Annotated in this window: 25 protein-coding genes and 1 pseudogene; 15 read left to right on the forward strand and 11 right to left on the reverse strand. The window is 72.3% G+C overall.

Annotation, left to right across the window (positions count from 1 at the left end; genetic code table 11):
* Positions 1-74: 74 nt before the first annotated feature.
* Positions 75-2,861, forward strand: a complete 2,787-nt coding sequence (locus CHF15_RS17915; protein WP_089224807.1) for an AAA family ATPase — start codon at positions 75-77, stop codon at positions 2,859-2,861.
* A gap of 210 nt (positions 2,862-3,071) precedes the next feature.
* Positions 3,072-4,142, forward strand: coding sequence for a PP2C family protein-serine/threonine phosphatase (locus tag CHF15_RS17920; RefSeq protein WP_089224808.1), 1,071 nt, complete (start codon positions 3,072-3,074; stop codon positions 4,140-4,142).
* Here CHF15_RS17920 and CHF15_RS17925 read toward each other — a convergent pair whose 3' ends face one another.
* The 4 genes and pseudogenes from CHF15_RS17925 to CHF15_RS17935 all read right to left on the reverse strand — a co-directional run bounded on the left by CHF15_RS17925 (position 4,143) and on the right by CHF15_RS17935 (position 6,913).
* A complete protein-coding gene (locus CHF15_RS17925; protein ID WP_089224809.1) occupies positions 4,143-5,147 on the reverse strand; it encodes a helix-turn-helix domain-containing protein in 1,005 nt (334 codons plus the stop codon).
* Between the two features lie 247 nt (positions 5,148-5,394).
* Positions 5,395-5,541 (reverse strand): hypothetical protein, encoded by a 147-nt coding sequence (locus CHF15_RS45735; RefSeq protein WP_245938906.1) that lies wholly within the window; start codon positions 5,539-5,541, stop codon positions 5,395-5,397.
* Between the two features lie 322 nt (positions 5,542-5,863).
* Positions 5,864-6,166, reverse strand: a pseudogene (locus CHF15_RS46405) (LLM class flavin-dependent oxidoreductase); the annotation flags it as partial.
* 63 nt (positions 6,167-6,229) lie between these two features.
* Positions 6,230-6,913 carry a hemerythrin domain-containing protein gene (locus CHF15_RS17935; protein ID WP_245938889.1) on the reverse strand — a complete coding sequence of 228 codons (684 nt, stop codon included), beginning with the start codon at positions 6,911-6,913 and terminating at the stop codon, positions 6,230-6,232.
* Positions 6,914-7,377: 464 nt separating this feature from the next.
* Between CHF15_RS17935 and CHF15_RS17940 the strand changes: the two genes are divergently transcribed.
* The 3 genes from CHF15_RS17940 (at position 7,378) to CHF15_RS17950 (ending at position 9,912) form a co-directional block, all read left to right on the forward strand.
* Positions 7,378-8,637, forward strand: a complete 1,260-nt coding sequence (locus CHF15_RS17940; RefSeq protein ID WP_245938890.1) for an MFS transporter — start codon at positions 7,378-7,380, stop codon at positions 8,635-8,637.
* 35 nt (positions 8,638-8,672) lie between these two features.
* Complete coding sequence (locus CHF15_RS17945) at positions 8,673-9,299, forward strand: TetR/AcrR family transcriptional regulator (protein WP_089224813.1); 627 nt, start codon at positions 8,673-8,675, stop codon at positions 9,297-9,299.
* Between the two features lie 61 nt (positions 9,300-9,360).
* Positions 9,361-9,912 carry a YciI family protein gene (locus tag CHF15_RS17950; RefSeq protein WP_089224814.1) on the forward strand — a complete coding sequence of 184 codons (552 nt, stop codon included), beginning with the start codon at positions 9,361-9,363 and terminating at the stop codon, positions 9,910-9,912.
* Positions 9,913-9,944: 32 nt separating this feature from the next.
* Here the strand turns inward: CHF15_RS17950 and CHF15_RS17955 are convergent, their stop codons facing one another.
* The 3 genes from CHF15_RS17955 to CHF15_RS17965 all read right to left on the reverse strand — a co-directional run bounded on the left by CHF15_RS17955 (position 9,945) and on the right by CHF15_RS17965 (position 12,452).
* Positions 9,945-10,874 carry a hypothetical protein gene (locus CHF15_RS17955; protein ID WP_089224815.1) on the reverse strand — a complete coding sequence of 310 codons (930 nt, stop codon included), beginning with the start codon at positions 10,872-10,874 and terminating at the stop codon, positions 9,945-9,947.
* A 139-nt stretch (positions 10,875-11,013) separates the two neighbouring features.
* Positions 11,014-11,859 (reverse strand): alpha/beta fold hydrolase, encoded by an 846-nt coding sequence (locus CHF15_RS17960; protein ID WP_089224816.1) that lies wholly within the window; start codon positions 11,857-11,859, stop codon positions 11,014-11,016.
* Positions 11,856-12,452: a TetR/AcrR family transcriptional regulator gene (locus CHF15_RS17965; protein WP_089224817.1), complete on the reverse strand. Its 597-nt coding sequence runs from the start codon at positions 12,450-12,452 to the stop codon at positions 11,856-11,858. The genes CHF15_RS17960 and CHF15_RS17965 overlap by 4 nt, the downstream gene beginning before the upstream one ends.
* 758 nt (positions 12,453-13,210) lie before the next feature.
* Here CHF15_RS17965 and CHF15_RS45470 point away from each other — a divergent pair.
* The 4 genes from CHF15_RS45470 (at position 13,211) to CHF15_RS17990 (ending at position 17,044) form a co-directional block, all read left to right on the forward strand.
* Positions 13,211-13,771: a glycine-rich domain-containing protein gene (locus CHF15_RS45470; protein WP_089224894.1), complete on the forward strand. Its 561-nt coding sequence runs from the start codon at positions 13,211-13,213 to the stop codon at positions 13,769-13,771.
* Positions 13,772-13,891: 120 nt separating this feature from the next.
* A complete protein-coding gene (locus CHF15_RS17980; RefSeq protein ID WP_089224818.1) occupies positions 13,892-14,371 on the forward strand; it encodes an HIT family protein in 480 nt (159 codons plus the stop codon).
* Positions 14,372-14,912: 541 nt separating this feature from the next.
* Positions 14,913-16,478 (forward strand): metallophosphoesterase family protein, encoded by a 1,566-nt coding sequence (locus CHF15_RS17985; protein ID WP_322975686.1) that lies wholly within the window; start codon positions 14,913-14,915, stop codon positions 16,476-16,478.
* A 188-nt stretch (positions 16,479-16,666) separates the two neighbouring features.
* Complete coding sequence (locus tag CHF15_RS17990) at positions 16,667-17,044, forward strand: hypothetical protein (RefSeq protein WP_220093305.1); 378 nt, start codon at positions 16,667-16,669, stop codon at positions 17,042-17,044.
* Between the two features lie 30 nt (positions 17,045-17,074).
* Here the strand turns inward: CHF15_RS17990 and CHF15_RS17995 are convergent, their stop codons facing one another.
* Entirely contained in the window at positions 17,075-17,575 is a 501-nt protein-coding gene (locus CHF15_RS17995) for a DUF3592 domain-containing protein (RefSeq protein ID WP_143681584.1), read from the reverse strand.
* 102 nt (positions 17,576-17,677) lie between these two features.
* Between CHF15_RS17995 and CHF15_RS18000 the strand changes: the two genes are divergently transcribed.
* Complete coding sequence (locus tag CHF15_RS18000) at positions 17,678-18,472, forward strand: DUF427 domain-containing protein (RefSeq protein ID WP_089224821.1); 795 nt, start codon at positions 17,678-17,680, stop codon at positions 18,470-18,472.
* 114 nt (positions 18,473-18,586) lie between these two features.
* Here CHF15_RS18000 and CHF15_RS18005 read toward each other — a convergent pair whose 3' ends face one another.
* Positions 18,587-19,390 carry an SDR family NAD(P)-dependent oxidoreductase gene (locus tag CHF15_RS18005; protein WP_089224822.1) on the reverse strand — a complete coding sequence of 268 codons (804 nt, stop codon included), beginning with the start codon at positions 19,388-19,390 and terminating at the stop codon, positions 18,587-18,589.
* Positions 19,391-19,492: 102 nt separating this feature from the next.
* Here CHF15_RS18005 and CHF15_RS18010 point away from each other — a divergent pair, with 102 nt between their 5' ends.
* The 5 genes from CHF15_RS18010 (at position 19,493) to CHF15_RS18025 (ending at position 23,937) form a co-directional block, all read left to right on the forward strand.
* On the forward strand, positions 19,493-20,341 hold the full coding sequence (locus CHF15_RS18010) for a helix-turn-helix transcriptional regulator (RefSeq protein WP_089224823.1): 849 nt from the start codon (positions 19,493-19,495) through the stop codon (positions 20,339-20,341).
* 176 nt (positions 20,342-20,517) lie between these two features.
* Positions 20,518-21,630, forward strand: coding sequence for a sensor histidine kinase (locus CHF15_RS18015; protein ID WP_089224824.1), 1,113 nt, complete (start codon positions 20,518-20,520; stop codon positions 21,628-21,630).
* 239 nt (positions 21,631-21,869) lie between these two features.
* Positions 21,870-22,295 carry a hypothetical protein gene (locus tag CHF15_RS44945; RefSeq protein WP_179279848.1) on the forward strand — a complete coding sequence of 142 codons (426 nt, stop codon included), beginning with the start codon at positions 21,870-21,872 and terminating at the stop codon, positions 22,293-22,295.
* A gap of 117 nt (positions 22,296-22,412) precedes the next feature.
* On the forward strand, positions 22,413-22,808 hold the full coding sequence (locus CHF15_RS18020; protein ID WP_245938902.1) for a cupin domain-containing protein: 396 nt from the start codon (positions 22,413-22,415) through the stop codon (positions 22,806-22,808).
* A 118-nt stretch (positions 22,809-22,926) separates the two neighbouring features.
* Positions 22,927-23,937 (forward strand): TerC family protein, encoded by a 1,011-nt coding sequence (locus tag CHF15_RS18025; RefSeq protein ID WP_089224825.1) that lies wholly within the window; start codon positions 22,927-22,929, stop codon positions 23,935-23,937.
* 29 nt (positions 23,938-23,966) lie between these two features.
* On the opposite strand, the gene CHF15_RS18030 is transcribed toward CHF15_RS18025, so the two are convergent.
* Together CHF15_RS18030 and CHF15_RS18035 are read right to left on the reverse strand one after the other, a co-directional pair.
* Positions 23,967-24,668, reverse strand: coding sequence for a response regulator (locus tag CHF15_RS18030; protein ID WP_089224826.1), 702 nt, complete (start codon positions 24,666-24,668; stop codon positions 23,967-23,969).
* Entirely contained in the window at positions 24,665-25,978 is a 1,314-nt protein-coding gene (locus CHF15_RS18035) for a sensor histidine kinase (RefSeq protein WP_089224827.1), read from the reverse strand. The genes CHF15_RS18030 and CHF15_RS18035 overlap by 4 nt, the downstream gene beginning before the upstream one ends.
* Between the last annotated feature and the right edge of the window lie 37 nt (positions 25,979-26,015).

Below are 26,015 nucleotides of genomic sequence, written 5' to 3' on the forward strand. Positions count from 1 at the left end.
CGCCCGGGCGGGCCGTCGGTGCCGTGTGAGAATGCTTGGGTCCACGCCCAGAAGCAGAGAGCCAGAAAGATCCGATGCAATCCTCGGTGTACACGGCCGACGTCGGCGCCGGCACGCCCCAGGGGCTGGTCGGTCGCGCGGGCGACGTGGAGCGTGTCGAGGGGTTGCTCGGCTCGGTCGATTCCGGCGGCGCGGTGCTGCTCACCGGCGACCCCGGGGTGGGCAAGACGGCGCTGCTCGGCCACCTCGCCCTGAGGGCACTGGCAGCCGGGGCCAGGGTGCTGCGGGCGGCGGGCACGGAGTCCGAGAGCGGCGTGGAGTACGCCGCGCTCAACCAGCTCCTCTTCCCGCTGTGGGAGGAGGACCCGCAGGCCGTGGACGGGGCCCACAGCGCGGCCCTGCGGGTGGCCCTGGGCTTCGGCGAGGGAGCGCCGCCCGAGCGGTTCCTCGTCTCGAACGCGGCCCTGGTGCTGCTCCGCCGTGCGGCCGCCGCGACGCCGATTCTGCTGGTCGTCGACGACCTCCAGGCCGTCGACCCGGCCAGCGCGGCCGTGCTGGGCTTCGTGGCCCGCCGGCTCGCGGGCAGCCGTGTCAGGTTCCTCGCCGCCCGCAGGGGACGTCGAGGCGGCGCCGAGGCCGGCGTACGCGCCGAGTACGAGGTCCTGCCGCTGGACGAGGGCGCGTCGCGGCTCCTGGCGAGCGCGTCCCATCCGGACCTCTCCGCACCCGTCGTGGAGTGCGTCGTCGCCGCCGCGCAGGGCAATCCGCTGGCCCTGGTCGAACTGCCGGCGGCCCTGACCGGGCCGCAGCGCGCCGGGCTGGAGCGCCGGCCGGCCGCGCTGCCGCTCACCCGGCGGCTGCGCGAGGTCTTCGGCTCGTGCGTGGCGGGACTGCCCGCGGCGACACGTCGCCTGCTGCTGATGCCCGCGCTGGAGGGAACGGGGGACCTGGCCGTCCTGCAGTGCGCCGCGCAACGGCTCGGTGCCGGGGCCGATCTGGCGGATCTGGAGGCCGCCGAGCGCGACGGCCTCGTACGGATCGAGGAGTTCGACCACCGGCTGACCTTCCGGCACCCGCTGTACCGTGCCGCGGTCGTCGACGCGTCGACCTCCGCGGAGCGCCGTCGCGCGCACCGTGAACTCGCCGAGGTGCTGCACGACCGTCCCGACCAGCGTGCGTGGCACCTGGGGGAGGCGTGCGTCGAACAGGACGAGGACGTCGCGGCGTTGCTGGAGGGCACCGCCCACCGGGTCCTGCGGCGCGGCGACGCCATGGCCGCGATCCGCTCCCTCACCAAGGCCGCGCACCTGAGCCCCGGCGCGGCCGACCGGGGCCGCCGGCTGGCCGCGGCCGCCTACATACGCGCGGACGCCTCCGGTGAACTGACCATGGCTTCCCGCCTCCTGGACGACGCCCGGCGCTTTGGATCCGACGACCGCGCGTCCCTCTATTCGGCCGCGGTCGCCGTCCACCGGCTGCTCGACGGCGAGGGGGACATCGACACGGCCCATCAGATACTCCTCGGCGCGATCGAGAACGGCGACCATCCCTACGGGGCCTGCGACCCGGCCTTTGAGGAGGCCCTGTACCTCCTGCTGCTGCTGTGCTGCCTGGGCGGCCGGGCGGAGTTGTGGGCGCCCCTCCACAAGATCCTGGAGCGGCTCGGGCCCGACGCCCCCCGCCTGCTGGCGGTGAACGTCGCCACCCAGGGCGATCCCGCGCGCACCGCCCTGCCGGCGCTGGGCGACCTGGAGGAGCTCATCTCGGGCCTGCCGCAGGAGACCGCCCCGTCGAGGATCACGCGGATCGGCACCGCCAGCATCGCCGCCGACCGGCTCACCGGAGTGCGCGACGCCGTCTCGCGCGTCCCGTCCCAGGGGCGCCGGCAGATCGTCACCCTCCCCCTGTTGTGCACGGACGCGTTCCTCGCGGGCCGGTGGGACGACACGACCCAACTGGCCGACGAAGGACTGCGCTTGTGCAAGGAGCATGCCTTCGAGGCCGTCTCCTGGTACTTCCTGTACTACAAGGCCGTCGTCGCGGCGGCGCGGGGCGAGGCCGGCGTCGCCGAGGAGACGGCCGACGCGATGGGCGCCTGGGGGACCTCCCGCGGCGCGCACCATCTGGTGACCCTGGCGGAGCACATTCGGGTGCTCGTCGCGCAGGCGGAGGGCGACTTCGAACGCGCCTACCGGCACGCGGCCGCCATCAGCCCGCCCGGGGAGCTGGCCCCCTACACCCCCGTGGCGCTGCTGGTGGTCGGGGACGTGGTGGAGGCGGCCGTGCGCACCCAGCGGCCGGCGGAGGCCGCCGCCCACGTGGCCGCCGCCCGGCACGCCGGGATCGCCGGGCTCTCCCCCCGCAGGGCCATGCTCGTCGACGCGTCCTCCGCGATGGCCGCCGAGGCGGACGAGGAGGCGATCGGGCTGTTCGAGCGGGCCCTGGCGCATCCCGGTATCCATCAGTGGCCCTTCGACCTGGCCCGCGTGACCCTCGCCTACGGTGAACGGCTCCGCAAGGCGCGATCGACCACCGACGCCAGGGCGTTGCTGAGCGCGGCACTGGCGACCTTCGAGCAACTCGGCGCGCGGCCATGGGCGGACCGGGCGAAGCGGACCCTGCAGGCGACCGGATGGATGGTCGTCAAGCGGGCCGACGGGCCCGAGTCGGTCAGCCTCACCCCGCAGGAACTGGAGATCGCCCATCTCGCCGCCTCCGGACTGACCAACAAGCAGATCGCCGAGCGGCTCTACCTCTCCCCCCGCACCGTGGGCGGCCATCTGGGCCGGGTCTTCCCCAAGCTCGGCATCACCTCCAGGGCGGCGCTCCGCGACGCCCTGACGGGCCTGGCCAAGCGTTAGCCGCGGTGCGTGCGGTCCGCCCCGACCCAGGCGGGCGGCCACTGCACGGGCGGGCAAGAGGCCGTGCACAACGGGGCAAGGTGCCTGACGCGAAGTCCTTCTACGGTCGAGGTGTTCCACCACGAATGGGACACCACTGCGCGGGTCCGGGGCCGCTCGTGGATCCGTCGGATCCCGGCCCCGCGCACGGACCTTGAGGAAGTGAGGCCGATGCCCGACATCGAACAGTACGAGGAGGAAGCGGACGACGGACAGCCGTTGCGGCACCTGGCCGTCGCGGGTGGTGCGGCATGGGTCCTCGCCGTGTGCGCGGTCTGCGTGATCCTGCCCCTGTACATCCACCCGAGCCTCGCGTGCGGGCTCGCGTCGCTGGTCACCGCGGTGGTGGTGGCGGTGATGACGGGCCGTAGGAAGGACCGGTACCGCCGCGGGGCGGCGCGGGCGCGTGTCGTGGCGGACACCGTACGGGAGACCCTGCTGCGGCCGCTCCCCGAGCGCATCGGCGCGCTGGGGCTCGCCTCCGTCTACCGGGCCTGCGGGGGACGGGGACAGGTGGGCGGCGACCTCTACGCCGTCGCGCGAAAGGGCGGGACGACCCGCCTCATCATCGGCGACGTGTGCGGCAAGGGACTGCCCACCTTCGAGGACGTCGCGGCCGTGCTCGGGGCGTTCCGCGAATGGGCGCCGCGCGCCGCTTCCCTGGCGGAGCTGTCCGCGCGCCTGGAGGAGAGCTTCCTGCGCCACCTGGCCGAAGGCGCCGACCCGGCCCGCGACACCGCCGAACGCTTCGTGACCGCACTGCTGCTGGAGGTGCGGGACGGCGAACGGCTCGCCCATATGGTCAACCACGGCCATCCGCCGCCGGTACGGGCCCGGCGGGGGAGCGTCGCCCTGGTGGCGGGCTGCCCCTCGCCCCCGCTGGGACTGCGTGCCCTGCGGGAGTGCGGCGCCGTCGAGGAACGCTTCGAACTGGACCCGGGCGACACACTGTTGCTCTACACCGACGGACTCGTCGAGGCCCGTGACGCCGCCGGGCACTGCTACCCGCTGCTGGACCGCGCGATGGCGTGGCGGTGGGTGCGGCAGGGCCCGGCCGACTACGAGTGCCTGCCGGACGCGCTCGGGGAGATCCTCCGGGACCTCGTCGACCACGCCGGTGCGCTTCCGAAGGACGATCTCGCGATGGTCGCGCTGACCCGGATGGAGGAGCCGGCCGCCGCGCTGCCCCGGCCCGCCGGTGAGTCCCGTCGCGAGGACACGGGGCAACTGCGACAGGACTGATCAGCTGTCGGGTCGCCCGGGGAGAGGGCCGGTTGCCTGCAGGGGTGCAGCCTGCAGGACGCCGGCCTGCCGCCACTGCGCGGGGGAGAGGCCGTAGACCGCACGGAAGGTGCGGCTGAAGTGGGCGTGGCTGGCGAAGCCCCACCGGTGCGCTATCGCCGCCACCGTCAGCCCCACGAGCTCCGGCCGTACGAGGTCCCTGCGGCAGGCCTCCAGCCTGAGGCGCTGGATCCAGCGGCCGACGGTCATCGGCTCGTTCTGGAAGAGCTGGTACAGGTAGCGGACGGAGATGTGGTGCACGGCCGCGACCGACGCCGGGGAGAGCGCGGGATCGTCGAGGTGGGCGCGGATGTACCCGCGGACACGCTGCAGCAGGGCCTGCTCCACGGCGGCCTGTTCGCCGGTGGTTCCCTCCAGGGCGACCAGCGCGGTCAGCACGTCGACGATGCCCTGGCGCAGGAACCTTTTCGAGTCCTGAGCGCAGACGCAGTGCTCCGTCGTCGCCACGAGCCCGTCGACGTATGACGCGAGGATCCCGCCGATGCCGTGGCCGGGCGAGTAGGTCCGCCCGGTGGCCAGGCTCAGGAGCGAGTCGGGCAGGTCGAGCATCTGGCGGGGGACCGTGGCCACGTGCTGCCGCACCGGGTCGGTGAAGTCCAGGACGTAGGGCCTTCGGCTGTCGAGGATGACGAGTTCACCGGCGGTCACCAGCGTCTCCCGCCCGTCCTGGACCGTGACGCTGTCGCCCGTGCGCTGCAGGCTCACGATGAGCGAGCCGTCGCGGTCGGCGGCGATGAGCGGTGCGGTACGCGCCATCCGCTGCGGGCTCGCCTCGAGGAATCCGGCCTGGACGCCGGCCATGTACGTCCGGCGTATCGCCCCGTGGAGCTCCTCCGCCCCCTGGGCGTGGATCTCCAGCCGGGTGAACGCCCTGCGGACGGCGTCCCTCCAGTACTCGGCCCGCTCGGCGGGCGGTTGCAGGTCTGTGCAGAATGCTTCGATCACGATGTCCTCGCGAGCTGTGCGGAGTTGCCCGGTTCCCCGGGGTCCGGCGGAGCTTCCGCTTCAGGCGCGGTCCGCACGGGGAACCCCATCGCGGCCACCGTAGGTTCCGGCCGCGGCCGTCGTGGCCTCCCCGACCGGGAATACGGGACACCCGCAGACATTGCGGGGAACACCCGCAAACAGGAATTCCGAGAATTGGGATATTGCTCACATTCGGAAAAGCGAACAGAAAGCGGATAGCCGGACGTCAGGCCCGGCCGGCGGCCAGGGAAAGAGAGCGCATCCGGTCGCCCGGAGCGTAGACGGGGGTCGGCAGCATGAGTTCGTCCGCCGCGGCCTTCTCCGGTGACAGCAGCGACGCCTCGGCGCCGCGGCCCTCGATGGCCGCGGCCATGGCCGGTATCGCGGGGGCGGCCGAGACGGTCGACCGCGGCGGCGGTCTCCGCGCAGACCGTTTCCACGCTCACCAGCACGCGGGGGCGCCCGCACCACCGTGAGGCCCGGAACCGCTCCCGGTAACGACCCAGCGCCTCCGGCGTGTTGCCCGGCCGGATGTGGTGGGCGACGGCGAGCGGCAGGCTCAGCCCCGCTGCCAGTTCGGCGCCCGCGACGCTCGACGCCGGAAGCCACGGTTCGGGAAACGCGCCGGCTCCCGGCAGCACGCGCCGGCCGTCGGTGTCGCCCAGCTTCGCGGCGCAGCGCGCGAAGGGTGTGCCCGGACCGCGGCCGATGCCCAGGTCGACGCGGCCCGGGTCGAGCGCCGCGAGCGTGGTGAACCGCTCGGCCACGGCGCGCGAGGCGCGGTTCGTCAGCGGGACCCCGCCCGAGCCGAGCCTGATCCGCGGCGTCGACGCCGCGAGACGGGCCGACAGGACGGGAGGGGCGGCGCTGCCGACGGAACGGTGTCCGTGGCGCTCGGCCACCCGCACCCGGCGGAAGCCGAGCCCGGCGGCCAGGTCGAGGACGGACAGCGGAGGCAGCGGTCCTGACGTCGGCGGTGCCCGCCGCCTGCCCGCCACGAAAGTCCTCTCCCCCGGGCGAGGACGGGACGGTGCCTCGACCTGACGCGTTCGCCGGATGCCTCAGGAGCCGATGCGCGGAGGCCTGACCGTTCCGTGGACCTGCCGGGCGTGCGCGGCGTACCGGCGGCGCCCCAGGACGGGGACGATCATCCGGACCGGCAGCGGCGCGGTGGCGAGGACCGCCTTGACGACCTCCGGGTCGCCCTCGTACATCGCCATTCCGAAGACGAGCGGCAGGTCCTTCTTCGGGGTGTTCTCCATGCCGTGCTCGCCCAGCTGGTGCCACTCCGCCGCGGTGACGTGCTTCGCGGCCAGCGGCAGGATCTCCTTCTCCTCCAGCGCCATGTGCTGGATGAGCACGGTCAGCAGCCGCTCGAGCGCCTCGGCGAGCGCCTCACCGTCCTCTCCGGTCGAGCGCCAGGCCACGAGCCGTCCGGTCACCTCGTTGTGCAGTTCGTCGATGGCGTGGTGCTGCTGCTCCATCGTCGGCACGATGGCCTCCGCGTCCACGCCGGCCCGCTCGACCAGCTTCGGCCAGAGAAGCTTGTCCTCGCCCTCGTGGTGCGTGTGCAGGACCCGGCAGACCAGCGCCGCGTGGGAACCGACGACGTCGGCGCGCCGGGTGTCGCCCGGCGCCACGGACCGGATGAGCTCGGGAAGCAGTCTGAACTCCCGGCGCAGCGCGGTGTGGGCCATGTACATGTCGCGCGTATCGGCCATGGGTTCATCGACGAGTGGAGCCATTGTCTCTTCCTTGTACGGCCGCCTGGCATCCCGAGGGATGCCAGGCGGCCCGTGTCGGGCATGGCCCTGCGCGCTCCCCCCCGACGTCACGGCCTTCGCGGAACCGTTGTCGAGGCACCGGCGGCCGCCGGTGCCACCGAGCGCGCAGGGTGATCAAGGCAGGGGAAAAGCGCAGATCAGAGGCCTTTCCCGCTGTCCCGGTCACTGTGCCAGCAGCTCCCCGGCCGCCGCATGCGTCAAATGCCCCTGGGTCGCGGCCCCCGTATGGGTCGTCTGACGCTGCCGCCCGTCCACCGCTTCCCCTCCCCGCCCCGGGCGCGCCGCGAGGACGGGGAAGGAAACGGCTCCCGGCCGCGTTGAACAGGTCTGTCCAGCAAAAATGGACAGACCTGTCTACTCAATCTGGGGACGGCGGCATGCCCGGGCAGCACACCGTGCGGGATCGCGACACAGCATCGAGGGCCATGGCCGTTGCAGGCCCCGACGGCGGGGGTGCGGCCTTCGCCGCGCCCGCGCCGAGGAGCCGCAGCACCGGGGTGCTGCCTCCACGGGCGGCCTTCTACCTGCTCGCGTCGATCGTGGTGTCCTTCCTGGCGGCCTCCAGCGCGCCCACGCCCCTCTACGCCGTGTACCAGGCGGAGTGGGGGTTCGGCCCGGTGACGACGACCCTGGTGTTCGGGGTGTACGCGATCGCCGTCCTGGCCTCGCTGCTCACCCTGGGCCGGTTGTCGGACCATCTGGGGCGGCGGCCCGTGCTGCTGGCCTCCCTCGCCGCGCAGGCGGCGGCGATGGTGGTGTTCGCGACCGCCCACGGGGTGCCGGAACTGATGATCGGCCGGGTGATCCAGGGGCTGTCCACCGGGGCCGCGCTGGGTGCCGTCGGCGCCGGGATGATGGACATCGACCGGCGGCGCGGGACCGTCGCCAACTCCTTCGCTCCGGGGCTCGGCACTGCCACCGGCTCGCTGGTGTCGGCCTTCCTCGTCCAGTACCTGCCCGCCCCGACGCACCTCGTCTACCTCGCCCTGGTCGGCGTCCTCGCGCTCCAGGCGCTGGGTGTGGCGCTGATGAGCGAGACCCTGACACGTACTCCGGGTGCGCTGGCCACGCTCGTCCCGGACGTCAGACTGCCGAGGACGGTGCGGCGCGCGGTCCTGAACACGGCACCGGTCATGGTCGCCGTCTGGGCGCTCGCGGGCTTCTACGGCTCCCTGGGCCCGGCCCTCGTGCGGAGCCTCACCCACTCCGCGTCGGCCGTCTACGGCGGCCTGGCCCTGTTCGTACTGGCCGGCGTGGCCGCCGCCGCGACCCTCGTCCTGCGCTCCGCACCCGCTCGCGGGGTCATGCTCACCGGCATCGGCACCCTCATCGCGGGCGTCGCCCTGACCCTGGTCGCCGTGGAGGACGGTTCACCCGTGCTGTTCTTCCTCGGCTCCGCCATAGCGGGCATCGGCTTCGGCAGCGGGTTCCAGGGCGGCATCCGCACCGTCATGCCGCTGACCGCCGCCCACGAGCGCGCCGGCGTCCTGTCGCTGCTGTACGTGATGTCCTACCTGGGCCTGGGAGTGCCGTCGGTGATCGCCGGCTATCTCGTCGTCCATGCCGGAGGGCTGCTCGCCACCGCCCGCGAATACGGCGCGGCCGTCATGGTGCTGGCCCTGCTGGCCCTGATCGGACTGCTCACCGAACGGCGCGGCAGCCGTTCACGAACCGGCATTGCCTAAGGTGATCCCGAGACCTGACCGAAGAGGAGGCGGCCATGGCTGCCGACAGCGCCGGCAGACGCGAAGCGCCCACCGGGGCGAAGCCCTCGGCGCGTGAGCGTCTGCTGTCCGCCGCCGACGAACTGTTCTACGCGGAGGGCGTGCAGACGGTCGGCATCGACCGCATCATCGAGCGGGCCGGGGTGGCCAAGGCCTCCCTCTACAACACCTTCGGCAGCAAGGACGAACTCGTCCATGCCTACCTCCGGGCGCGGCACGCCGGTACCTCCGCCCGCATCCTCGCCTTCCTCGAGCGCTACGAGACCCCCCGCGCCAGGCTCCTCGGCGTCTTCGACGCGCAGTCGGAGGCGTTCAAGGGCCCCGGCCACCGCGGCTGCGCCTTCATCGCGGCGAGTGCGGAGGCCGAGGCCGGCAGCAGTACGGAGCAGGCCTCCAACGACTACCGGGTATGGGTGCGCACCCTGTTCACCGACCTCGCCCGCCAGGCCGGCGTCCCGGATCCGCAGACCCTGGGACGCCGCCTGCACCTCCTCTACGACGGCTGCGCCGTCTCGGTGCGCATGGACGCCGACCCCGAAGCGGCGGCCGCGGCCAGGGCGACCGCCGAGGTCCTCCTGGACGCCGCCCTGTCCGCGCCGCCCGAACGCGCCACTGCCGATTGAGGGTCACGTCCCCGGCGGAAAATCCGGGCGGGAGCCGCGCGCAGTGCGGGAGGGTGTGTGTATGGAGTTCCTCTGCTACCACCGCGATCGGGCCGACTCGCTGACGCTCCGTCAAGAACTGCTCGAAGACCACTGGTCCTACATGGACCGGTACGAGAAGGAGATGATCGCCCGCGGCCCGACCCTCACCGCCGTGGACGGCGAGCCCACCGGCAGCGTGCACATCCTCGACCTGCCGGACCCCGCGGCGGCCCGCGCGTTCGCCTTCGACGAGCCCGGCCACCAGGCAGGCGTGTACCGGGACGTGCTGCTGCGCCGGTGGCGCAACCTGCTGGGGCGCACCATGTGGGACTTCCCCGGCGGCCGTACCGGCGGCAACCGGTACCTGGTGCTCGGCCTCGGCGCGGGCCGGGGCGCCGACCTCGCCCTGCCGTCGTCCGGGCGGGACGAACTGATCGCGTACGGGCCCCTGCTGTCCGACGACGGCGGCACCTGGCTGGGCACGGCCGCACTCCTCCGGGCCGCGGACCGGGACACCGCACGTGCCGTTCTGACGGCCGGTGCGTACGCCGCGATCGAGGTCCACGACTGGCAGTTCGGTGGCCGGTCCTGAGGTGAACCGCGGATCGCGCCGCCGGCCGCGGGTCAGCTCCCGTCCTCGAGTCCTCGGGTCAACTGCTCCGCGTGTGCGGCGGCCTGGCCTGCCTGACGGCGGGCGTCGCGGGCGGCCCTGTCGGCGTCGCGGTGCCGGCGCCGCGCCCGGGCCTGGTCGTCACGGGCCGCGCGGAGGGCCTCTTCGGCGTCCGTGACCTGTTCGCGGAGTGCGGCGAGGCGGCGCTGGGCCTCGTCGCGGTGGCGGTCCGCCGCGTCGAGGTCCTCCTGGGCGGCCTCGGCGTCGCCTTCGCGGGCCCGGGCTTCCTGTTCGGCCTCGCGGGCCTGCTGTCCGGCCCGCCCGGCCTCCTCGCGCCGGCGCTGCCGCTGTGCCTCGCGGCGGGCCCGCTGCTCGTCCTCGGCGGCCTCCGCCGGCTTCTTCTTCGGCGGGCGGCGGGGCAGGTCGCTCACGGGGCCGGTGGTGGGCCGCCCGGTGATGTCGACGGTCGCCGACAGCGGCTTGGTGAGGCGGCCCTCCGCGAAGGCCGCCCCGGCGTCGGGGTCGGCGAGCGCGGCGTGCAGGGTCTGCTCGACCTCCTGTACGGCCTGCTCGGAGAGCGGGTGGCCGGCATCGGCGGCGAGTCGTCCGGCCTGCCGGGACAGGGCCTGTACGAGTTCCCGCTGCCGGCGGCTGAGCAGGCGCAGCTGTTCGCCGTCGAGTGCCCGGTGGGCTTGGCGCAGTGCTTCGCCGAGCTGGAGGAACGGGCCGATCTCGTCCTGGCGTTCGCGGGCGAGCAGGTTGGCGGCCCAGGCCGCGGCGGTGGGTCTGCGCAGGGCCGTGATGCGGTCGGCGAGGGGCCGGTCGCCGGCCTTCCTGGCGGCCTGGGCGTGCGTGTTGCGGACAGCGGTGAACCGTGCGGGCGGCAGCCCGTACAGCTCGTCGGCGACCGTGCCGAGTTCGGTGGGAGCGTCCTCGCCTGCCACGGTGTACCACCTGCCCGGCCGTCGGCCCCGTACGAACCGCCCGGCCGGTGCCCGGGCCGGGGACTGCTGCCGCCCATCCGACAACCGCCCCGGCCGCCCCGCAGCCCCACCGCACCCGATCGGGTCGCCAGGCGTGGGCCTACCGGGTGCCGAGGGCGTCGCGGAGGTGCTCGCCGAATTCGGCCGGATGGGTGGTCAGGCCGATGTGGCCGCCGGGGAAGTGGCGGAGTCCGGTACCGAGGCGCTCGGCCAGGGCGGCGACGGCGCGGTGGGGGAGTTCCCCGCGGGAGTCCCGGCCGGCGGCGAGCACGAGCCGGTCCGACAGCGCCTTGAGGCGGTCGGTGTCGGGGACGTACGCCATGAAGGCGGGGACGACGCGTCCGACGAACAGGGGGAGGTTGGCCCTGGTCCGCTCGACCCGCGCCGCCGCGTGCGGGGGGAGCGTGATCTCGGGGTTCGGGCCGCTGCCGTCGTCGTCCTTCTTCATGCCTTCGGCGAACGCGGCCATCGCGGGCATGAGGCCCTGGTCGCGGTAGGTGTCCCGCACGCGGGCGACCAGCGCGCGGTGTTCGTGGGCGTCGGGGAGGAGCTCCACGACCGGCGGTTCGTGCGCCACGAGGCGGGCGACGCGTCCGGGGTGGGTGGAGAGCAGGTGGAGGGCGGTGATCGCGCCGGAGCTGGCGCCGAAGACGCGGGCGGGCTCGTGGGGCGAGAGCAGGCCGATGAGGCGGAACGCGTCGTCGGCGTGGTCGGCCACGTACTGTTCGGCGTCCGGGTCGTCGAGGGTGCTGCGGGACATGCCGCGGGGATCGTAGGTGGCCACGGTGTGTCCGATGGCCAGGTCGTCGGCGATGTCGTCGAAGGACGCCGCGCCGCCGGTCCCTCCCGGGATCAGGAGCAGGAGGGGGCCTTGGCCGCGTATCTCGTAGTGCAGGGTGGCGCCCTTCACGCGCAGGGAGCCGGGGGTGGGGTCGGTCGTCGTCATGGGGCTGCTTCTCCTTCTCGGGCCTGGGGCCAGTGCTCCAGGAGGGTGTGCAGTGCGTCGAGGGCGCGGAGCCAGGACTGCTGCGGCGAGCGCCGGTGGGCGAAACCGCCCGCGGCCTCCAGGGCGACGAAGCCGTGGAAGGTGCTGCGCAGGAGCCGTACGGCGTCGGTGAGGTCGGGTTCGGCGAGTCCGTAGGCGTGGAGCATGCCGTAGGTCAGCTCGACGGCGCGTCGCGGTCCGGGTGCCGCGGCCGCCAGCTCGGGGTCGATCCGGAGGGGGGTCTGCGTCGCGGTGTAGCGGCCGGGGTGCCGGTGGGCGTACTCGCGCCAGGCGTTCGCGTACGCGACGAGGGCGTCCTTGCCGGCGCGGCCGGCGGTGGCCTCGGCGATGAGGATGGTCTTCTCGTCGGCGGCCAGGAGGGCGATGCGTCCGCGCAGGTCCTCGAGATTGCGGACGTGGGTGTAGAGGCTGGCGTCCTTGACGCCGAGCCGCCGGGCGACCTGGGACATGGTCACGTTGTCGAGCCCGACCTCGTCCGCCAGTTCGGCGCCCGCCGTCGTCACCCGTTCCGTCGTCAGTCCGGCTCGTGCCACGCGTCCTCCCGTTTCCTAGGGGTCCTAACTTTAACCTAGGGATCCTAGGGAACGGGAACGACTATGGGCGCGGGGGTGGGGGACGGCTGCTGACGCCGTGTCGGCGGCGGGCTCGTCACCCGCATTGGCTACTGAATGTGCACACCTCGTTACACAGGGCGATTCTTGCCTTTGGGTTCGCTGCTGTCCCTGACGGCTCCCTCTCCCGGTGGCGGTGTCTGCCGCGCGCCCGCGAGCCCCTTCCTGGAGGTGACGTGTTGTCCCGAATAGCCGTGCCTGAGGCGCCTGTTCAGCGGCGCCGAGTTGGTCTTCGGATGTGGACGATGGCCGCGAGCGTGGCTCTGGCGTCCAGTGCTGTGACAGGTGCCGCCTACGCGGAGGGCGCCGACGGTGTTCAGGCCGACGCTGTGAAACCCGGCGCCCGGACCAGCCTCGCCGACCCGTGCTTCCTCTTCCCCTACTTCCCCGGGTACTGCCCGAGCCGGCCCGGCTACCACGGCTATCCCGGCCACCACGGGTACCCCGGCTACCCCGGTCGTCCCGGCATTCCGGGTCCGCCCGGACCTCCCGGACCGCAGGGCCCGGCCGGTCCCCCCGGAACCACCGGGCCGGCAGGCCCGGCAGGTCCGGCAGGCCCCGCCGGTCCGGCAGGTCCGGACGGGCCGCAGGGCGACCCCGGCGAAACCGGGCCCGCAGGTCCGGCAGGCCCCGCAGGTCCGGCGGGTCCGGCAGGTCCCGGGGCCGCGCCGCACGATCTGGTGGACTTCGAGGACAACGGGACGTTCACTCCGCCCGCCGATGTCACCAGGGTCTTCGTCCAGGTATGGGGCGCCGGCGGTGGCGGTGGCGGGATCAGCGTGCTTCCTCCCGGCATCCTCGGCGGAGGCGGCGGTGCCGGCGGCTTCGCCTGGTGCGCAGTGCCGGTGATGCCCGGCACGGCCTACACCGTGACCGTCGGCCAAGGTGGGCCCGGTTCCGCGAATGCGGACGGCGCCGGCGGGACCGCCACCACCCTGTCCGGCCCCGGCGGCACCCTCGCGGAGGCCACCGGCGGCACCGGCGGACATGTCGGCTCACTCGCTCCGACTCCCAGCGCTGGTGGAACGGGCGACTGTCACGGGAACAGCGGTACGACCCGTACGGGCGCCGCGGGTCAGCCTCCCCTGAGCGTCAGCGTGGCGGGCTTGGGAGGTCGGCCTCCGGTGAACGGCATCGTCGAGCCCGAGCCGCAGGGGGCGGGCACGGGCGGCGACGGCGCCTTGGTCTTGCTGCAGCCGGCGCAGAACGGCGGCAACGGATACGCCGTCATCTGGTGGTAGCAGCGTAAGGAACAGGCACACAGCAGGCCCGGCGCGCCACGTGGCGCGCCGGGCCTGCCGTCTGCCCGCGCACTCCGGGGCGAAGAGCAGGTCCTGATCGCCTGTGCGTAGGTTCGGGCCATGACGGGTGACTGGCGAATGGACCGGATCGGTGCTGCTCTGCGGGGCGAGAACCCGACCGTGCTGCGGCGGCTCGAGTCGGGATTCGCGGTGATCGGTGATGTGCAGTTCCTGCCGGGCTACTCGGTTCTCCTCGTGGACGAACCGAACGTCCAGCGGCTGTCCGACCTGCCGAGGGCCAAGCGGTTGTCGTTTCTGTCCGACATGGACCGGCTCGGGGAGGCGGTTGAGCGGGCCTGCCGGCAGATGGACCCCGGCTTCCGCCGGGTCAACCTGGAGATCCTGGGGAACACCGATCCCTTCTTGCATGCCCATGTCTGGCCGCGTTTCGCGTGGGAGCCGGCCGAGTTGGCGGGCAAGCCTGTGTGGCTCTATCCGCGTGAGCGGTGGGGTGACGAGCGGTTCGGACTCGGTCCGCGGCATGATGCGCTGCGGGATGCGATCGGCGGCGAACTGGACCGGTTGCCTTCGCTGGACTGAGTAGCGGCGGCGCGGACGGCGGCAGCCGCCGAGCAAGGACATCGTGCGCCGACCGGCTCGACTCGGGCCTCGCGGGCGATGCGGTGCGCAGCAGTTGCCGGCACTCGCGTCCGGCCTCGCCCGGCCCCTCGTACCGATGCCGCCGCAGCGATCGCGGGTTGAGCTTTGCGCGGCCATCCGGCGTGACGTCCCGCACCGGGACGTCGAACCGTCGCGGAGACCCTGTGCCGACGAGATGGCGCACGGGCTCGCGGCGTCGACTTCGTCACGATTGACGGGAGCGCGCCCGAACACCCCAACCGCCGGGAATGGCAGTCCGTTGCGGTGACCGCCATCTGTCGTTCATGCCTGTCTCACCGCGCTGGTCGACCGTGCTTCCTAGCGTCCGTGAGTGCGCGCACCGCTGACCTGCCGCAGCCCGCTGTCAGGTTCGGAGCGCTGCTGTTCGGTCGGTGTGCGACTGCACCCGACGACGCGAAAGGCCCCTGGAATGTCGGAAGAACCCAAGCAAACGAGAATCTCCCGTCGCAACGCGCTCGGCTTGTTCGGCGCGACAGTGTCCGGCGCCGCCGCCGGGCCACTGGTCCTCGGCGCCGGAACCGCCGAGGCTGTCCCGGCGAAGTCGGAGGTCACCGGTCTCACCACCGGCTCGCCCACCACCCCCGTCCAGGGCCTGCACCTGACCTTCGGCGCCGACCCGCGCAGCCAGATGGTCGTCTCGTGGGTCACCGACGCGGCCGTCAAGAACCCCCGGGTCGTCTACGGCACGCTGAGTGGCGGCTTCGGTTCCACCGCGCGCGCGACGACGAAGACCTACGTGGACGGCACCTCCGGGCGGACCGTCTGGGTCCATCACGCGCTGATCAGCAAGCTCAAGGCCGACACCGACTACCTGTACGCGGCCCAGCACGACGGCGCCACCCCCGACGCCGGCACCTTCCACACGGCGCCGTCCGGCCGAGCTCCGTTCACCTTCACCAGCTTCGGCGACCAGGGTGCGCCCAGTGTGACGTGGAAGACCGGAGCGAACCCGGCCGACGCCTCGGGCCGCGACTTCGAGCCCAACGCCACGCCCGCCGCTGCCGACATCGTCACCGGCGTCGAGAAGGTCGGCCCGCTGTTCCACCTCCTCAACGGTGACCTCTGCTACGCCAACACCGGGCCCGACCGCGTTCGCGTATGGCGCGACTTCCTCACCAACAACAGCCGCTCGGCGCGATTCCGTCCGTGGATGCCGTGCGCGGGCAACCATGAGATCGAGCTGGCCAACGGCAAGCTCGGTCTCGACGCGTACCAGACCTACTTCGAGCTGCCCTCGACCGAGACCCAGCCCGAGCTCGACAACCTCTGGTACTCCTTCACGGTCGGCGGGGTGAAGGTGATCGCCCTGCAGAACGACGACATCGCCCTGCAGGAGGGCGGTGACATCTACATCAAGGGCTACTCCGGCGGCCGGCAGCTCGCCTGGCTGGAGAAGGAGCTCAAGTCGGCACGGGCCTCGAAGGACATCGACTGGATCGTCGTCTGCATGCACCAGGTGATGATCAGCTCGGCGACCGCCGCGAACGGCCCTGATGTCGCGCTGCGCGCGGCGTACGGCCCGCTGTTCGACAAGTACGGCGTCGACCTGGTGGTCTGTGGCCACGAGCACGACTACGAGCGCTCGTTGGCGGTGCGTGGCGTCGTCCCCGGCAGCGTCACCCTCACACCCAACCCGAGCCAGACCGCGCTCGATGTGATCGACAGTGCGCACGGCACGACGCACATGGTCCTCGGCGGTGGCGGCGTGTCCGGCATCACCAACAACAGCTTCACCACCGACGACGCCGACGGCCACGGGCATCACTCGGCGTACGTCCAGATGGAGCACGTCGGCAAGTACAACTCGGTCAAGGAGAAGGAGACGGCGGTCTGGATCGGGGTCCGTGACGCGGAGCATCCGTACGGGTTCGCCGAGTTCTCCGTGGACCCGGGCCGTCACCCCGGTGACATGACCCGCATCCACGTCACCTACTACAACATCATCACGCCCACAGGTGAGCTGTCGGTCTTCGAGAAGTTCACGCTGCAACGCCGTCGCAGTGACGGCGGCCACGGCCGGCACTGACCCACCGCGGCCGGCAGCAGTAGTCGGCAACGCCCGGGGCCGGGACGTCGTCCCGGCCCCGGGCTTCCCGTCGGACAGCCGGGGACGCCGGGGAGCGGCCCCCCTCGCACGGAGGCACAGCTACCCTTTCGCCGGAGTGGTGGGCTGCGGAGCGGGCCTGGAAATGGCCTTGAAGGGGCGGGCGTTCGGTGGGCGGCGCAGGTGAATCCAGGACCTCGCGCTCCGTTGCCCTGCCAATGGGCATCGTCATGTCCCTCGGCACGTGCTGGCTGATCGCGAACATCTGGTCTTCGTGCGATGTCGGGGTGAACGACTCCGCCAATTCGGGTTTTCTGGTGATCGTCTATCTTCCGCTCGCCTTTGTTGTCTTCTCGGTCGCGGCCGGCGTCACCCATTCGGTCATGGCGAAGTGGACCAACGCGACGCTCGCCCTTGGAAGCGCCGTCGCTGTGGAGATCGCCATCGGCTGGACAGTAATTGCCTGGATCGGAATCGCGGACGACTACCCGGCACCGTTCTGTCCCGGAAACATCCCGGCGTGGTGGCCGCACTTCATTCCGATCTGACGCGCGCGTGGACGACGAGGCGGCGTTCACTCAGCCCGCGGAGCCGGAGGGCTCCGCGTCGCTGCGCACCCGACGCCGCCCTTCCTGCCGGAGCTCCACGGCGGCGAAGGCCATCAGGCCCAGGCCCAGGGCGGCCATCCCGGACGAGACGAACAGCCGCGTCCCGCCGATGTCACGCTCCGCGGTGACCGTGTCGGGACGGTCGGGCCTATAGACGACGGCCAGGCGGTCGCCGTCGTCCAGCAACCTGCGGTCGGTGGTCGACGGCAGCCGGTAGGTGACCTCCGCGTTAGCCACCGTGAAGGTCACCCAGAGCCGATCGTCATCGGCCCCCTGGAGTTGCGTCCGGACGGTCCCCGTCGTGTGCACGCCGTCGCGCAGTTCCACGGTGCTCATCACCGCCGGGGTCAGCAGACACGCGCCGACGACGAGGAACAGCGCTCCGAGCACGAGGTTGACCCGGGGGGTCCCATCCGGGCACTCCACGACCTCGTCGCATCGCGTCGCCGCCCCCTGTGAAGCGCAGTCCACGGGGCACATCATGGCGTTTCCGGTGCGGCCTGTCACGGTTGCGTCGTGCTGTCGGTCATCCCTTGAGAGACGAGGAACGAGTGGACCGAGGGGTCATTCACCATGGTGAACGAGAGTGTTCTGCACCCGAGCCTGATCGCCCCGGTCGGGCATGTCGAGCCGGTACCGCGCAGGGTCAGGGGGCTGATCGGCGGGCGCGTCGTCTTCGACACCCGCCGTGCGCTGTACGTGTGGGAGTGGCAGGCCTACCCGCAGTTCAGCATTCCGGTCGAGGACCTGGTCGACGGTGAGCTCGTCGACGAGCACCACACCGAGCACCACGGTGCGGGCTCCGCGCGCCGGCACTCACTGCGGATCGGCCCGGAGGTCCGCGAGGGTGCGGCGTGGGTGTGGGACGAGGACAGCCCGAAGCCCCTGCACGGGACCGTGCGCTTCGAGTGGGAGGCGGTGGACTTCTGGTTCGAGGAGGACGAACCGGTCTTCGTGCACCCCAGGAGCCCCTACTCGCGGGTGGACGCCCTGCGTTCGTCGAGCGGCGTCCGGGTGGAACTGGAGGGCGTCGTGCTCGCGGAGGCGCCCAACTGCGTGAAGTTGTTCGAGACCGGCCTTCCGACCCGCTACTACATCGAGCGGATGTACGTCGACTGGACGCGACTGCGGCACTCGGACACCGTGACGCGGTGCCCGTACAAGGGGACGACGAGCAGCTACTGGTCGTTCGACGGCGACACCGCGTCCCACGAGGACATCGCGTGGGGGTACGACTTCCCGACCATCCACGCCAACCGCATCGCGGGCCTGGTCGCCTTCTACAACGAGCACGTCGACCTGTACATCGACGGCCATCTGCTCCCGAAGCCCACCGACTCCGTCCTCGGGGCGGCGAAGCCCGAGTAGCCTCCGGGGCCGTCCCGCTTCCGCAGGGCGGCCCGGTGTGTCCGGGTGCCCTGCGGAAGCGGGACGAGGAACCCGCGGCGGTGGCCGAAAAGCCCCCGATGACAGGCCGGGGGATCAGGACGGGCGGGTGGTGGAGATCCCGCCGTCGACGGAGAGCGTGATGCCGTGGACCATGGCCGCGTCGTCGCTGACGAGGTACAGGACGCCCTTGGCGATGTCCTCGGGACGGACGACCACGCCTGCCGGGGTGGCGGCGGTCATCTCGTCGAGCGCCGCTCGGGCCGCCTCGTTGCCCGGCGTGAGGGTCGCCCCGGGGGCGACGGCGTTCACGCGCACGCCGCGCGGCCCGTACTCCGCGGCCCAGCTGCGGGTGAGCTGTTCGTCCGCCGCCTTGGTCGCGGTGTACATCGCCGCGTAGGGGCTGCCGACGCGGGCCATCCAGGAGCCGATGGTGACGATGGCGCCGCTGCCGTGCTCGGCCATGGCCGGCGCCAGCGCGGCGACCAGGACGTGGGGGGCGCGGACGTTGACCGCGAGCATGGCGTCCAGCTCCGCGTCCGGCAGGTCCTCGGTGCGCGTCGCGGGGTAGATGCCCGCGTTGTTGACCAGGATGTCGACGCGTCCGCCGAGCGTGTCGGTGGCCTGTGCGGCGAAGGCCCGCAAGCGCTCGTAGCCGCCGGTCAGGTCCGCCGCGACGAAGTCGGCCCGGCCGCCGGCCTGCCGGATGTCGTCGACGAGTCGCGGCCCGCGGGGCCCCTGCCGGCCGCTGACGACGACGTGTGCGCCCTCGCCGGCCAGTGTGCGGGCTATCGCCTCGCCGATCCCGCTGGTCGAGCCGGTGATCACGGCGGTGCGGCCGGCCAGCCGCGAGCCGGGGGTGGGGGGTGCGCTGTCCATGGTGTGATGCGAAGTGGTCATGGGTCCCTGTCTAAGCCGGACCGTCGGCATCGGGCCAGGTCAGGACGTACCTGGGCATGGCATGACCACCCAGGGCGCCGGCGGTCCGCCTACCCTGGAGCCATGCCACGCGACCGCGCCGCGCTCGGGGCGTTTCTCCGCTCCCGCCGGGACCGCCTCACCCCCTCCCAGGCGGGCATCGAGGCCTTCCCCGGCGCCCGGCGGGTGCCGGGGCTGCGACGCGAGGAGCTGGCCGTGCTCGCCGGCCTGAGCCCGGACTACTACAGCCGGCTCGAACAGGGACGCCAGGCCAACATCTCCGACGAGGTGCTCGACGCGCTGGCCCGGGCGCTGCGCCTGAACGAGGTCGAACGCGCCCACCTCCGCGACCTCGCCGCACCCACCGCGCGGCGCCGCGCCGCGACCCCGCACGCGGCCGCCGTCCAGCGTCCGGATCCCGGGCTGCTGCGGGTGATGCGCACGCTGGACCACGTCCCGGTGCTGCTGCTCGGCCATCGCGGCGAGGTGCTGGCCCGCAACGGGCTGCTGATGGAGGTGCTGGGCCGTCCGCTGGAGCCGGGGACGTCGTTCGTCCGCTTCATGTTCCAGGACCCGGTCGCCCGCGAGCGGATCGTGAACTGGCAGGACTTCGCGTCGGCCGCGGTCGCCACGATGCGCCGGGAGACCGCCCGACGTCCGCACGACACGCGCCTCGCGCTGCTCGTGGACGAGCTCCGCACCACCGACGCCGATGTCGCCCGCTGGTGGGACGACCACGCCGTCCGTGACTACGCGTCGGTCGCCAAGCGCGTCCAGCACCCCACCGCGGGCCCGCTGACCTTCGACATCGAGATCGTCTGCGCACCCAACGAGCCTGACCAGCGCCTTGTCGTCTACACCGCCGACCCCGACTCCACGACCGCCCGCGTCCTGCCGATGCTGGCGAGCTGGAACACCGCGCCCCGTCTCTGACCGCGCCCTCCCTCGGCAGGCGGCGGTTCGGCTTTCCCCTGTTACGATCATGAATGATCCTGTTCGGGTGAGTGGAAACCCCGGTTGCCGGTGGGCAGCCCCTCCTGCGCGTCGAGCCCCGTGATCCCGGGGGAACGCGGGCGCGGCATGCCGCCGTCAACGGACCGGGAGGCCAGGTGAATCTCCGGCATCCGCCGTCCGCGGTGCTCGACGGCGTATTGGTCCTCGTCGCGCTCTTCGACGTCTGGGTCCACGTCCACGCCGACGAACCCCTGCAACTGGCGTGCGCGCTGGGCGGGGCCTTCGTGCTTCTGCTGCGGCACGGACGGCCGCTGCTGACGTTCCTGGTGACCTTGCCGGCCGTGTTCTTCTCCGACGCGATCTTCGCCTCGCTGGCGGCGCTCTACACCCTCGCGTCGGTGTCGCGGAGGCGTGTCATCCTGGCCGTCGGCGTGGTGGCCTTCACGCTCTGCGATCTCGCGCCGGACGTCAACGTCTCCACGGAGGACCTGGTCACGTTGAGCTACACGGCGGCGACCGCGGCGGCCGCGGTCTTCCTCGGGCAACTGGTGCAGGCCCGCCGGGACCTCTCGCAGCGCATCGTTGAGATCTCCGAGGCCCGCGAGCACGAACGGCTGCTGATCGCCCAGACGATCCTGGCCTCCGAGCGGTCCCAGCTCGCGCGGGAGATGCACGACGTGGTCTCCCACCAGGTCAGTCTGATCGCGGTGCGGGCCGGAGCCCTGCAGGTCGGTACGCGTGACGCGCACGCCAAGGACGCCGCCAGTACGATCCGCAGGCTGAGCGTGCAGACCCTGGACGAGCTGAGGTACATGGTCAGCGTCCTGCGCGCCGCCGGTGACCGCCCCACCGATCTCACCCCGCAGCCCTCCCTGGCGGATCTGGAGCGCCTCGTCGACGGCAGCGGCATCGAGGCCCGGCTGACCGCCGACCTCCCCGGTGATCTGGCCCCTTCGGTTCAGCGCGCCCTGTACCGCACCGTGCAGGAAGGACTGACCAACGTACGCAAGCACGCCCCGGGTGCCGCCACGGCCATCCGGCTCTGGCAGAGCGACGATTCCGTCCATGTCACGGTCACCAACGGCCCCCCGACCCGGCCGACCATCCCCCTGCCGAGCGCCCATTACGGCCTGACGGGACTGCGTCAGCGCGCGGCACTGCTCGGCGGAACACTCGCCTGCGGTCCGGTGTCCGACGGCGGATACCAACTCCGGCTCGATCTTCCGGTCAAGACGACCATGCCTGCGCCGGGCGACGTCGGCCCGTGACGAGTGGCGGGGCCTGTTCGAGGTGCCGACCGCGACTGGTGGGTGTATTGACTCCACGCCATCGCGGACAGAGCATGGTTTCAACGGGAATGTGGCGATAGAAGCCGATTCTGGCGTCGCCGCTTCACCTGCGGGGTCCGATCACCCGCAGCGAGGCCCGGGGCCGCTCGGGCGCACACCCGCACGTGGCCTCCCGCCTCGACCAGGCCCAGGAACCAACCTGGCAAGGGAGAGTTGTCATGCGTATTCCCAGGTGGCCCCTCGCCGCGATGGCCGGCCTCGCACTCGCCCTGGGCGGTGCGGCCACATCGGCCGTCGCCACACCGACGAGTGCGCCCGTGTCCTCCGTGAGCCACGGTGGCTGGGGCGACGGAAATTGGGGTTACGGCTACGGCTACGGTCACGGCGGCCATGGTCACGGCCACGGCGGTCACGGCGGCCACGGTCACGGCGGTTATGGAGGTTACGGCGGCCATGGCGGCCATGGTGACGGCGGCTACGGCGGTCACGGTGGCGGCGGCTATGGCGGTGGTGGCCACGGCGGCGGCGGTTACGGCGGTGGCGGTCACGGTGGTGGCGGCTACGGCGGCGGTGGGGGCGGCGGCCACGGTGGCGGCGGTGGAGGCGGCGGCCACGGCGGTGGGGGCGGTGGCGGCGGAAGGTGACAGAGCGGATGGGGCCGACGAGTCGGCCCCATCTCGCGTGTGAGCAGCGGGTCAAAGGAGGTCACGGTGTCGGACAGGGAATCAGGAGGCCGGGCGGACGGGCGGTCGCGCTCGGAGGTGTGGAAGACGCAGTTGAGGACGCTCCAGGACGTCAGGCCGCCGTTCGTCCCGGAAGGCGCCTCGGCGATGACCATCGTCGTCTGGCGGGACCCCGGCGACCCGGGGGCGCCCCCGCACCGGCACTCGGGGCCGGCCTTCGGGTACGTGACCGAGGGCGCGGTCCTCTTCGAGCTCGAGGGCGAGCCGGAACGGGTGATCAAGGCGGGTGAGACCTTCTGGGAACCGGGCGGGGACGTCATCCACTACCAGGACGGCAACGCCCTTTCGGACGGGCGGACCGAGTTCATCGTGACCATGCTGTGCGCGCCCGGGCAGCCGATGCTCACCGTGGTCGACGAGGAGGAACTGGCCCAGCGGGCGGGTCTGCGCGCCCCGCGCCCCGCGTCCGGCTGACATGCGCCGCAACGCCGTTTCGGCGCATCCCGGCGGCACCCCTCGCGCAGGGAACTCCCATAGTACGCATATCGCCATAAATGGTTAAAGGAGTTGCAAAGCCGGGAAGGCGGGCGGTATGGACATACCGATCACCGCCTGGATCGTCCTCATCGCCTTCCTGGCGGTGGTGCTCGTCCTGGACCTGTTCGTCATCCACCGCCGGGCGAGCGTGATCTCCATCCGGGAAGCCGCCGGGTGGAGCGTCGTCTGGCTGGTGATGGGCCTCGGCTTCTGCGGTCTGCTGCTGATCTGGAAGGGCCCGGTCCTGGCGGAGGAGTACCTGGCCGGCTACCTCATCGAGAAGAGCCTGTCGGTCGACAACATCTTCGTCTTCGCCCTGATCTTCGGGTACTTCGGCATCCCCGACCGCTACCAGCACCGGGTGCTGATGTGGGGCATCATCGGCGCGCTCGCCATGCGCGCGGTGTTCATCCTGGTCGGCGCGGCGCTGCTGGACACCTTCCACGCGACCATCTACGTCTTCGGCGCGCTCTTGCTGCTGACCGCGGTCAAGGTGCTGCGCCACGGGGCGGCCCAGGTCCACCCCGACCGCAACGTCGTCCTGCGCGCGCTGCGCCGCGTGGCCCCCGTGACGGACCGACTGCACGGCCAGCGTCTGCTGGTCCGGGTGAACGGGGCCTGGGCGGTCACCCCCTTGCTCGCCGCCCTGATCGTCATCGAGACCACGGACGTCGTCTTCGCCGTCGACAGCATTCCGGCGATCTTCGCGGTCACCCAGAACACCTTCATCGTCTTCGCCGCCAACGCCTTCTCCCTGCTGGGCATGCGAGCGGCCTACTTCCTCATCAGCGGCGCCGCCCGCCGGTTCCGCCACCTGCAGACCGGCCTGGGCGTCATCCTCGCGGGAGTCGGCGTGAAGCTGCTGCTCACCGACGTCTACAAGGTGCCCATCTGGGCCTCGCTCGGCTTCATCATCGCCGTACTCGCCGTCACCTTCGCCGTCTCCTGGTACGACACCCGCTCCACCGCGGGCACCCCTCGTCAGGGCGCCGGCCCCCCGAACGCCGGGGAGGACGACACACCCGGCGACACCAGGCGTTCCTCGTACGACGGTTCGGAGGTGTGAACCACCGGGACAGGCGCGGAGTCCGGTGGTTACGTCTGCCCGCTGGAGCGCTTCGGGGGCTCGCGTTCTCCGGCGCTGACCAACCCCGTCTCGTAGGCGACGATGACGGCCTGGACACGGTCACGCAGTCCCAGCTTGGCGAGGATGCGGGCAACGTGGGTCTTGACCGTCGCCTCGGCCAGCCGGAGGCGGGCGGCGAGTTCGGCGTTGCTCAGTCCCCGGGCCAGCAGGCCGAGGACCTCCAGTTCGCGCGGGGTGAGCGAGGCGAGGTCGCGGTGGAGGGCGGCGGTGTCGCTGCCGTGCCGGGCGAACCTCTGCACGAGGCGGCGGGTGATCGCGGGCGCGAGGAGGGCGTCGCCGCTACGGACCGTGCGGACGGCCGAGGCCAGGTGCTCGGGGGTGACGTCCTTGAGCAGGAAGCCGCTGGCCCCGGCGGACAGGGCCGCGTAGACGTACCGGTCGAGGTCGAAGGTGGTCAGGATGATGACGCGGGGTTCCCCGGGGGCGCCCGTCAGGATGCGGCGGGTGGCCTCCAGGCCGTCCATTTCGGGCATCCGGATGTCCATCAGGACCACGTCGGGACGCGTCCGGCGGGCCGCTTCGACCGCTTCGGCCCCGTTGGTCGCCTCGGCGACGACGTCGATGCCGTCGGCACCGAGGATCATCCGGAATCCGGTGCGGACCAGGGTCTGGTCGTCGGCCAGGAGCACACGCGGCGCCTGCTCGGTCACGGTGCCTCCAGGGGGATGAGCGCTTCCACACGGTAGCCGCCGGTCAGGCGCCGGCCGGTGCTCAGGGTTCCGTCGTAGACGGCGAGGCGCTCGCGCAGGCCGATCAGGCCCCGGCCGTTCCCGGTGGCGGCGCCCGGATCCGGGCGTCCACCGGTGTCGGTGACCTCCACCCGCAGCCGTTGCGGTCCGTACTCGACGGTCACGGAGGCGGTGGCACCGGACGCGTGCTTCACGGTGTTCGTCAGGGCCTCCTGGACCACGCGGTAGACGGCGAGCCCGACGCCGGACGGGATCTCGTGGGGTGGGCCGGTAACGGTCAGGTCGACCGGCAGCCCGGCGTCCCGTACCCGCCCGACGAGCGCGGCCAGCTGGTCGAGGCCGGGCTGCGGTGCCAGCTCCACACCGGCGCCGGCCGGGTCGTCGGCCCCGCCCGCCGGCTCGCCCTCACCCGGCATCGTGAGCAGGCCCATGACGTGCCGCAGTTCGGTCATGGCCGCCCGGCCGCCCGCCTCGACGGCGAGCAGGGCCTCACCGGCCTGCTCGGGCGAGGTTTTCATGATCTTGCGGGCGGCGCCCGCCTGAATGACCATCACACTGACGTTGTGCGTGACGACGTCGTGCAGTTCGCGGGCGATCCTCGCGCGCTCGTGCTCGACCGCCCGGCGCAGAGCCTCGGCCTGTTCGCTCTCCAGAGCGGACAGCCGCGTCCGGCCCTCGTCGGTCCGGAGTTTCCAGGTGCGCAGCCCGAGGGCGGCTCCCGCCATCGGGACCAGGATCAGCAGGGCGATGTACTCGTTGGGGACGATCGGCGTCACCGAGTTCCCCGAGGTGCCGACCAGGACGACCGCCAACGGCAGCGCCCCCAGGGTCGCCGCCCGGTAAGGGCTGTACACGGCGGCGCTGTAGACGGCGATGACGAACGCGTAGAAGGTCAGCCGCAGCACACTGTGCGGTGTCGCCAGGGTCGCGGCCGTCACGACGCACAGCACGGCGAGCGGGTAGCGGCGGCGCAGTGCCAGGGCGCCCGAGGCGACGATCGCGAGGGTCACCATGAAGGCCATGCCGCCGGGGCCGGACGGGCGCGGCACGATGTACTCCACGCCGGGTGCGATCTCGCGCACCACGATGTTGTTCGTGTTGTCGATGCCGTAATAGACGGTGGTGACGCCGAGCGCCAGCGCCAGCAGCACGTCGAACCGCCGGGCGCGACGGCTGGGCCGCAGCGGCGGACCGGCCGGCGACCTGGCGTCGCGGACCGCCTCGCGGGCCAGGACCCGCAACCGCCCCGGCGTCGTGCGTACGTTCGTCACCGGTTCATTGTCGCCGTCGCCCGGCTCCTCGGAATCC

The sequence above is a fragment of the Actinacidiphila glaucinigra genome (assembly GCF_900188405.1).
GTDB classification, from domain to species: Bacteria; Actinomycetota; Actinomycetes; order Streptomycetales; family Streptomycetaceae; genus Actinacidiphila; species Actinacidiphila glaucinigra.